The organism is Staphylococcus sp. HMSC056G08 (genome assembly GCF_001812305.1).
GTDB classification, from domain to species: domain Bacteria; phylum Bacillota; class Bacilli; order Staphylococcales; family Staphylococcaceae; genus Staphylococcus; species Staphylococcus simulans.
Genome location: NZ_KV808476.1, coordinates 1 through 8,073 on the forward strand (window position 1 = coordinate 1; position 8,073 = coordinate 8,073).

The following is an 8,073-nucleotide window of genomic DNA, read 5'->3' on the forward strand; positions in this document are numbered from 1 at the left end:
AAGTTATAACGGTAGTTTGTCTACGGTCTGAGGCGAAGTGCTGAGGAGCACTTCGCCTTTATTTTTTCCTTAAACAAGTTAAATTTATACTTATTGTCCTTTCGTCATCCAATAACACTCAACTAATAGAAAATTTCGATATATATATCATTGATGATTCAATTTATAGCTTATATTGAATGACGAAAGAACATCCCATCATGATAAACCAACGGGATAACAATGGGATTTGATAAATACATGTAGGATAAGGATTACGCAAGCGTAATCCCGAAATCCCATTATTGTTTATAAATAAATAATATAAAAAGAAAAAGTAAGTCGTACTGACATCTACAATCCCAAATGATATATAAATATATAGCTATATTTCCTGAGAAATGAGCGGGATAACGGGATTTCCTTGTCACACCAACGTTTGTAGCGGGTTTTTATATGGAATTTTCTCTTATTACCACCGGGATCCGTAATAAATGACAAATCAAATATATATTATCCCAATGATGTATATCAACTACATCACTATCACACTATCTAGGAGGCAATGATATGAAAACAACCACTCAAGAACTCAAACAATATATAACTCGTCTATTCCAACTATCTAACAACGAAACATGGGAATGTGAAGCGTTAGAAGAAGCAGCAGAAAATATACTTCCTACTCGCTTTGTAGACCATACCCCACTTGCACATCTTACACTTGAAACTTATACCTACTATAATGATGAGCTACATGAGCTAAGTATCTATCCATTCCTTATGTACGCCAATAACCAGCTCATCAGCATTGGTTATCTCGATCACTTTGATATGGACTTTCTATATCTTACAGATACTAAAAATACGATTATCGATGAACGTCATCTACTAAGAGAAGGAGGAACTCACCATGAATAATTGGATCAAAGTGGCACAAATATCAGTTACGATTATTAGCCAAGCAATTATCATCATGAAAGAAATTCAAAACGAGGTAAAATAACATGAAAATCAATCGATACATCACAAGAGGCATTAGTGAACACCTATCTCTAGACCTTCAAATATTACTTTGGAACATGGTAAAAGAAAGAGATTATCCAAGTCATACAGATTACCTACACATTTTTAAACTACAAGAAGATAATAATATACTCTCTATTACACATGAACAAGAACAACCCTCGTACAAATTGGAATATCATTATACAAACTATGTAAAAAATCAAAACGCAATACCTAAGAAAGTCTACGTCATCCGAGAAGATGATGTAGACGTTTTTTATTATGTGATGCTTTTACCAGAAGAATACTAAAGGAAGTGATGATATATGAATACAATTAAAAGTACGACAGAAGCCATATTTAGCGATGATGAACAACACCGCTACTTACTAAAAAAGACATGGGATAACAAGAAACCCGCATGTACAGTCATAACGATGTACCCTCATTTAGATGGCGTATTATCACTCGATCTTACCACTGTTCTTATTCTTAACCAATTAGCTAATTCTGAACAATATGGCGCTGTATATCTAGTTAATCTATTCTCTAATATTAAAAGTCCAGAAAATCTCAAACATATCAAAAATCCATATGATGAGCACACTGATATTCACTTGATGAAAGCGATAAGTGAAAGTGACACAGTGATTCTTGCTTATGGTGCCTATGCGAAGCGGCCTGTTGTCGTCGAACGTGTTGAGCAAGTGATGGAAATGTTGAAGCCTCACAAAAAGAAAATTAAAAAGCTTATAAACCCAGCAACAAATGAAATCATGCATCCACTCAATCCTAAAGCACGTCAAAAATGGAACTTGAAATAAAAAAGGTTTATCTATGAACCATGACACTACACAATCAGACTGGAGAACGGTTGCTAGTCGCTTATCATCGCAAAATTATATATCAATCGCAAAAGGACTAGCACGTCATTTTACAGCTATTGAAGAAAAGGAATTACTGGATAAAATTTATAACGTTTTTATGAATAATGATGCTATAATAACGATATTTAACACTGATTCACAAGAAATTATTAATTACTATCTATCAAAATGAAATATATGTTTCAATAAAACTAGAGCCTCCTTCACTTTGCGGTGAAGGAGGCTCTATTATTTTTTATTTTCTTTACTCTATTTTATTGATAACAGAAATTTTCATATTTACTTATTAGTATCAAGTGTTGTAGTTCTGTGTATCCCTTATCAGATTTCCACTTAATATTCTATCATTTACATTATATTTAAACGTGTAACTAGCACAAGCTATTGAATTACTAGCTATTGCAATTAACTATTTCAGTTAATTCTTTAATCGTTAAAGTTTGATTAGCATTTCTATGAATCACTTTATGCCCATTAGAACTTAGTAGAACCATATAATTTAGTAAATCTACTCTAACCTTTTTAATAAACATTAGTTTTAAATCATAAATTTCAATATAATCTTCTTCCCACAATAACAGTCCATGAGAAAGATAAATGTGTGCATTTTGCAAATCTATCGGACCTTCTCCTACTCGTGGTATAAGTATTTTTTGTTCTACTTTCTGCATTTGAATTGTGTTATAATTATGAGATGATTTTTATAAATAGAAGTAATTTGTTTGGTAAATGTAAAATGGTAATTTCAGTTAATAATATGTTGAATTGTGTTAATCAGACAACATTTAGCATTCAATCTGTTTTTGATTAACATACATTTACTTGGGTATTATTAACTTTAACTAAACCAAATTTCAAATTCAGAAAAATCATTCATTTTACAACTAAGGGTACTTGAATACAGTCATACTATTTCAGTCATAACCTTACTCATGAAAGGGAAGAAAAATATGTCAGAAGATAAACTGCAAAGAGAGTTGAGTAATAGACATATTCAACTTATCGCTATCGGTGGCGCGATTGGTACAGGATTATTCCTTGGATCAGGAGAATCTGTACATTTAGCTGGTCCGTCTATTTTATTAACTTACGTTATTGTTGGCTTTGTATTATTTATGTTTATGAGAGCAATGGGCGAAATTCTTTTATCAAACTTAGGGTTTAAATCGTTTGGAGATATTGCCCATCATTATATCGGTCCAATTGCTGGATTTATGGTTGGTTGGACATATTGGCTTACTTGGATTATTTCAGGTATGGCTGAAGTTACAGCAGTTGCTAAGTATGTCTCATATTGGTATCCGACTGTACCTAACTGGCTTACAGCTGCATTTACTATTTTAGTATTAGTAGCTTTAAACTTATTCAGTGCAAAGTTATTCGGAGAATTAGAATTTTGGCTTTCAATAATTAAAGTTATAACAATTGTAGCTTTAATTATTGTAGGAATCGTAATGATTGTGCTTGGAATGAAAACGTCATACGGCCAAGCAAGTGTAACAAACCTCTGGAGTAGAGATGGCTTTTTCCCAAATGGCATTCAAGGCTTCTTGATGGCCTTTCAAATGGCTATCTTTTCATTTATTGGTATTGAGTTAATCGGAATTACAGCTGGGGAAACTAAAAACCCACATAAAACGATTCCTAAAGCAATTAATAATGTACCTGCACGTATTCTGATTTTTTACATTGGATCATTAGCAGTCATTATGTCTGTTGTGCCCTGGGATAAATTAAATCCTGCTGATAGCCCTTATGTAAAATTATTCGGACTAATTGGAATTCCATTTGCTGCAGGTATCATTAATTTTGTTGTATTAACAGCGGCTGCTTCATCGTGTAATAGTGGCATTTTTGCAAATAGTCGTACTATGTACGGTTTAGCAGGTCGTAAACAGGGACCACCATTCTTACATAAAACAAATAAGCATGGTGTACCTCATTATGCAATTCTAGTAACTTGCGGACTATTAAGTATTTCTATTGTTTTAAATGCAATATTTAAGGATGCAACAAAAGTATTCGTTCAAATTACAATATTTTCAACAGTATTGAACATTTTAATTTGGACACTTATCATGATTGCCTATTTAAATTATGTCAAACGTAATCCTGAATTACACAAAGACAGCAAATTCAAAATGCCTGGTGGAAAATATATGGCCTTTGCAATTTTAGCTTTCTTTGCTTTTATCTTTATAATCTTATTAATTAACAGCTCAACAAGAATTGGCGTATTATTTATACCGGTATGGGCAATCATTCTTTGGATTATGTATCAAAAATATAAAAAAGAATCTGATAAAGCGAAAGTTGAAATGGAATAATATTAACAACACATTCCCTATTATTTGGAGAATGTGTTGTTTTATTTAGAATTTTCATGTAATAAATAAAGGTATCTTCAGCTCTATTTTTATAATTTTGTAGTAAGCATAATAAATCAGAAGGATTAGAGAATAGTAAGAAAATGAGAAATAGTATGGATTAAATTGTTAAATAGAGTAATTACAGTGAATGATGACTTATTTATTATTTATACTTATAATGCAAGTATAAATAATAATTTTAGGAGTGGAATTATGAAACTAAGAGCATTAGAAGTTAGTGACTTACCTTTTGTTCATGAATTAAACAATGAATATTCTATTATGTCTTATTGGTTTGAAGAGCCTTATGAAACTTTAACGGAACTTCAATATTTATTTGATAAGCATTTATTAGATGAATCAGAAAGACGTTTTATTGTTGAAGATGAAAATCAAGTGGTCGGTATTGTTGAATTAGTAGAAATTAATTACATCCATCGTAATTGTGAAATACAAATAATTATTAAACCTGAATTCAGTGGTAAAGGATATGCAAAGTTCGCATTCGAAAAAGCCACAAGTTATACTTTTGATATTTTAAACATGCATAAGATTTATCTATTTGTTGATACAGATAACGAAAAAGCTATTCATATATATAAGTCACAAGGATTTAAAAAAGAGGGATTACTCAAAGAGCAATTCTATACTAAAGGTAAATATAAAGATGCATATATTATGTCATTATTGAAATCTGAATATATTTAATAGTATAAAGATAACTCCCCCCTATTCTTCTGTCTGCGTTTAAACCTTTTTATTTTTAAATTATATTTTTTAAAAATAATAATGTTTTATATATTTTAACAATAAACAATTATTATGCCTATAATATGAAAACGTTAATAGTTTATGCGACCCGAAATCGAAAAGCCGTAAAGTTAAAGTACCTGATTTTTATACAATAAATTTCCAGTCAGTAGCATAAAAAGATGATTTCAACGGGTTAAGCGATGAGACATTTTTTATCTAATTTGAAAAATTATCAACTGAAATGACTAGATTTTGCCGTTATTAATAATATAAACAAAAAGTAGTTTTACTTTACTTTCAATCTTATAATGACATCATTAACCAAATATTCAATAATCATACATTAGACAAGTGCTCCTCAGCACTTCGTCTTTATTTTTGCCTCAAACACTCTTTCTTCAAATCTAATAAAAAGTAAGGTGCAGTTATATACCTCACTTATCTTCATCATATTCAAATGGAAATCTGTATGGATCTTCCATCAGACACTTTCTCTTTGCATCTAATTCAGGTATACCTTCTTCATCTGCAACAGCATCATCAAAATTCAATCCTAAATCATTCAAAGCTTTTTCAAAACTTACAAGTTCTTTCTGCATGTGCGACCATACTTCATCAGTAATATATATATTCCATCATGCAAATGATAACCATTAATGAAACCATTCATATCATACTTCAAGTCATCATCTGAATAATGACCATATTTACTAAAACTTACCACTAGCTTCAACTCCTTTGACTTTCACTTTAGTCAAAGTTATATGTATTTCAACTTATTCAGTGTCCTTTCGTCATTCAATAACACCTATCTAACAAATATCTTCAACACGCTAACTACTCATGACTCAATGTGAAGCTTATATTGATATGACGAAAGAACATCCCAAAATAAAATACAAGCGGGATAGTAACGGGATTGGATAACTTCATGTATAAGAAGGATTACGCAAGCGTAATCCCAAAATCCCATTATCATTTATAAATAAATAATATAAAAAGAAAAAAGTAAATCATAACTACACCTACAAATCCAAACTATATATAAATATATAGCTATATTTCCTAAGAAATGATCGGGATAACGGGATTTCCTTGTCATATCAACAATTATTACGACTTTCGGTTGGGATCTTTTCAGTATTTCAGTGGGATTTCTAAGCGAAACAAACGTTATTTCAAACTTATATTATCAAAATGATGTATCACATGCATACATCCATCAAACACATTAGGAGGTCATAATGATGACACTAGAACAACAACTCAAGCACTATATAACAAACTTATTCAGTCTACCACAGGACGAAAAATGGGAATGTGAATCTATCAAGGAAGTGGCAGATAATATCCTTCCTGATCAATATGTCAGACTTGGTCCACTTACCAACAAAATTCTTCATACGTATACTTACTACTCTGATACACTTCATGAAAATCATATATACCCCTTTATACTCTACTATCAGAAACAACTTATTGCGATTGGTTATATTGATGAAACAAACGATATGGACTTCTTATATCTTCATAACACAGTTATGCCACTACTAGATCAAAGACACTTACTTGAAAAGGAGAATTATAATAATGAATAAATGGATACACATAGCTCAGATAAGCGTCACAGTCATTACAGAAGTTATTACAATAATAAAAGATATAGAAAAGAAGAAATGAGCATGGAACGTTATATTACACGTGGTATTGCCAATTACTTGCCGGCAATGTTGCAGCAACAGTTATGGAAACTTGTACCACAACGCGAAAACGAACAATTCAAGGAACTAGAAGAGATTGATTACTTTCATATATTCCAGTTCAATATGCATAATAGTCAATTATATATCAAACATAAGCAAGAACGTCCAGAGTACGTAAAAATTCATAAGGCAAATTATTCAAAAGCTATCAATATTAATAAGGTCTACATTATCCGAGAAGATGATGTAGACCTTTCTTATTACGTCATGTTGTTACCTGAAGAATATTAAATAAAGGAGTTAGATAAAATGAAATCAATCAAAAGTGTATTAGAAACTGAAGCGATATTTAGTCAGGATAAAATGCATCGTTATCTTCTCAAGAAAACTTGGGATATTGATAAAGAAGTACTTACAATTATAACGATGTATCCTCATTATGATGGTGTTATCAACGTTGACCTTACAACACAACTTATTGTCAATAAAGTAGCTGAAAAAGATGAATATGGTGGCGTTAATTTTATAAATCTTTTTTCAAATATTGATACCCCCATTAATTTAAAACATATCGAAAACAGCCATGACAAGCACACGGATATTCACATTATGAAAGCTGTCAAAGAAGCCGATAGTGTTTTATTGGCTTGGGGTTCCTACGGAAAAAAACCTCTTGTGGAAAATCGAGTGAATGAAGTATTAGACATGTTAAAACCTCACAGTAAGAAAATCAGTATATTAACAAATCCTCAAACAAATGAAATCATGCATCCATTAAATCCATACGCTAGAAAGGCATGGACAATTAAACCATTAAAGGAGACTAAATAGAATGAATCAAACATGGAAAGAAGTATACCAATATTTAATGCATCAACCACACATCGATGTTATTAAAGGCATTATCGCCTTTTCATCAAACAAAAAAAATAATTCAGAATTAGATGAGCTATATTCCATTTATATGAATGATGATTCTATCACATCCATTGTTCACCCTGACTTAATAGAAAGTATAGAGCTTATCCATAATGAGTAGAAAAAGAATAGATGTTGTCAAAGTCCAAATGGTTAAAGAAGATACACTTTGGTATTTAAAAAGACGTATTGAAGAACCAAAAGACGCTGCTGATATTATGCGTGACTTCATAGGAAATGCTGACCGAGAACACTTCATTTTAATTTGCTTGAATAGCAAAAATGAACCTACACATATTGAAACCGTCTCTATAGGAACCATTAATTTTGCGGTTATACATCCTCGAGAAATATTTAAAACAGCCATATTAAGTAACGCAACGGGTATGATTATTGGCCATAACCACCCAAGTGGAGACATATTAACCATAGTATAATAAATAATAGTAGTTAAAG

The 8,073-nt window shown here is 31.2% G+C and carries 13 protein-coding genes; 11 read left to right on the forward strand and 2 right to left on the reverse strand.

Features of this window, described 5'->3' with window-relative positions:
* The first annotated feature begins 549 nt into the window (after positions 1–549).
* The 6 genes from HMPREF2846_RS07360 (at position 550) to HMPREF2846_RS07390 (ending at position 4,951) form a co-directional block, all read left to right on the forward strand.
* Entirely contained in the window at positions 550–900 is a 351-nt protein-coding gene (locus HMPREF2846_RS07360) for an SAUGI family uracil-DNA glycosylase inhibitor (protein WP_061054986.1), read from the forward strand.
* Between the two features lie 86 nt (positions 901–986).
* On the forward strand, positions 987–1,298 hold the full coding sequence (locus tag HMPREF2846_RS07365; RefSeq protein WP_070626351.1) for a DUF960 family protein: 312 nt from the start codon (positions 987–989) through the stop codon (positions 1,296–1,298).
* A gap of 15 nt (positions 1,299–1,313) precedes the next feature.
* Positions 1,314–1,811 (forward strand): DUF1643 domain-containing protein, encoded by a 498-nt coding sequence (locus HMPREF2846_RS07370; RefSeq protein WP_061054984.1) that lies wholly within the window; start codon positions 1,314–1,316, stop codon positions 1,809–1,811.
* A 13-nt stretch (positions 1,812–1,824) separates the two neighbouring features.
* Complete coding sequence (locus tag HMPREF2846_RS07375) at positions 1,825–2,046, forward strand: hypothetical protein (RefSeq protein WP_061054983.1); 222 nt, start codon at positions 1,825–1,827, stop codon at positions 2,044–2,046.
* A 778-nt stretch (positions 2,047–2,824) separates the two neighbouring features.
* Positions 2,825–4,201, forward strand: a complete 1,377-nt coding sequence (locus tag HMPREF2846_RS07385) for an amino acid permease (protein ID WP_061054981.1) — start codon at positions 2,825–2,827, stop codon at positions 4,199–4,201.
* 255 nt (positions 4,202–4,456) lie between these two features.
* Positions 4,457–4,951 (forward strand): GNAT family N-acetyltransferase, encoded by a 495-nt coding sequence (locus HMPREF2846_RS07390; RefSeq protein WP_061054980.1) that lies wholly within the window; start codon positions 4,457–4,459, stop codon positions 4,949–4,951.
* A gap of 479 nt (positions 4,952–5,430) precedes the next feature.
* Here the strand turns inward: HMPREF2846_RS07390 and HMPREF2846_RS14190 are convergent, their stop codons facing one another.
* Positions 5,431–5,595, reverse strand: coding sequence for a hypothetical protein (locus HMPREF2846_RS14190; protein WP_226956313.1), 165 nt, complete (start codon positions 5,593–5,595; stop codon positions 5,431–5,433).
* On the reverse strand, positions 5,577–5,720 hold the full coding sequence (locus tag HMPREF2846_RS14390; RefSeq protein WP_158257850.1) for a hypothetical protein: 144 nt from the start codon (positions 5,718–5,720) through the stop codon (positions 5,577–5,579). The genes HMPREF2846_RS14190 and HMPREF2846_RS14390 overlap by 19 nt, the downstream gene beginning before the upstream one ends.
* Positions 5,721–6,243: 523 nt before the next feature.
* Between HMPREF2846_RS14390 and HMPREF2846_RS07400 the strand changes: the two genes are divergently transcribed.
* The 5 genes from HMPREF2846_RS07400 (at position 6,244) to HMPREF2846_RS07420 (ending at position 8,054) form a co-directional block, all read left to right on the forward strand.
* On the forward strand, positions 6,244–6,594 hold the full coding sequence (locus HMPREF2846_RS07400) for an SAUGI family uracil-DNA glycosylase inhibitor (protein WP_061054979.1): 351 nt from the start codon (positions 6,244–6,246) through the stop codon (positions 6,592–6,594).
* 84 nt (positions 6,595–6,678) lie between these two features.
* Complete coding sequence (locus tag HMPREF2846_RS07405; protein ID WP_070626352.1) at positions 6,679–6,990, forward strand: DUF960 family protein; 312 nt, start codon at positions 6,679–6,681, stop codon at positions 6,988–6,990.
* Positions 6,991–7,008: 18 nt separating this feature from the next.
* Complete coding sequence (locus tag HMPREF2846_RS07410) at positions 7,009–7,530, forward strand: DUF1643 domain-containing protein (protein WP_000836008.1); 522 nt, start codon at positions 7,009–7,011, stop codon at positions 7,528–7,530.
* 1 nt (position 7,531) lies between these two features.
* On the forward strand, positions 7,532–7,738 hold the full coding sequence (locus tag HMPREF2846_RS07415) for a hypothetical protein (protein ID WP_001077283.1): 207 nt from the start codon (positions 7,532–7,534) through the stop codon (positions 7,736–7,738).
* Entirely contained in the window at positions 7,731–8,054 is a 324-nt protein-coding gene (locus HMPREF2846_RS07420) for a JAB domain-containing protein (protein WP_000088091.1), read from the forward strand. Before HMPREF2846_RS07415 ends, HMPREF2846_RS07420 begins: the two co-directional genes overlap by 8 nt.
* Positions 8,055–8,073: the final 19 nt, after the last annotated feature.

Bases quoted from the DNA above. Each gene is read 5' to 3' on its own strand.
- HMPREF2846_RS14190 (WP_226956313.1), bottom strand. From the start codon at position 5,595: ATGCAGAAAGAACTTGTAAGTTTTGAAAAAGCTTTGAATGATTTAGGA.
- HMPREF2846_RS07360 (WP_061054986.1), top strand. From the start codon at position 550: ATGAAAACAACCACTCAAGAACTCAAACAATATATAACTCGTCTATTC.
- HMPREF2846_RS07415 (WP_001077283.1), top strand. From the start codon at position 7,532: ATGAATCAAACATGGAAAGAAGTATACCAATATTTAATGCATCAACCA.
- HMPREF2846_RS07420 (WP_000088091.1), top strand. From the start codon at position 7,731: ATGAGTAGAAAAAGAATAGATGTTGTCAAAGTCCAAATGGTTAAAGAA.
- HMPREF2846_RS07375 (WP_061054983.1), top strand. From the start codon at position 1,825: ATGAACCATGACACTACACAATCAGACTGGAGAACGGTTGCTAGTCGC.
- HMPREF2846_RS07390 (WP_061054980.1), top strand. From the start codon at position 4,457: ATGAAACTAAGAGCATTAGAAGTTAGTGACTTACCTTTTGTTCATGAA.
- HMPREF2846_RS07410 (WP_000836008.1), top strand. From the start codon at position 7,009: ATGAAATCAATCAAAAGTGTATTAGAAACTGAAGCGATATTTAGTCAG.
- HMPREF2846_RS07370 (WP_061054984.1), top strand. From the start codon at position 1,314: ATGAATACAATTAAAAGTACGACAGAAGCCATATTTAGCGATGATGAA.
- HMPREF2846_RS07405 (WP_070626352.1), top strand. From the start codon at position 6,679: ATGGAACGTTATATTACACGTGGTATTGCCAATTACTTGCCGGCAATG.
- HMPREF2846_RS07385 (WP_061054981.1), top strand. From the start codon at position 2,825: ATGTCAGAAGATAAACTGCAAAGAGAGTTGAGTAATAGACATATTCAA.
- HMPREF2846_RS07365 (WP_070626351.1), top strand. From the start codon at position 987: ATGAAAATCAATCGATACATCACAAGAGGCATTAGTGAACACCTATCT.
- HMPREF2846_RS07400 (WP_061054979.1), top strand. From the start codon at position 6,244: ATGACACTAGAACAACAACTCAAGCACTATATAACAAACTTATTCAGT.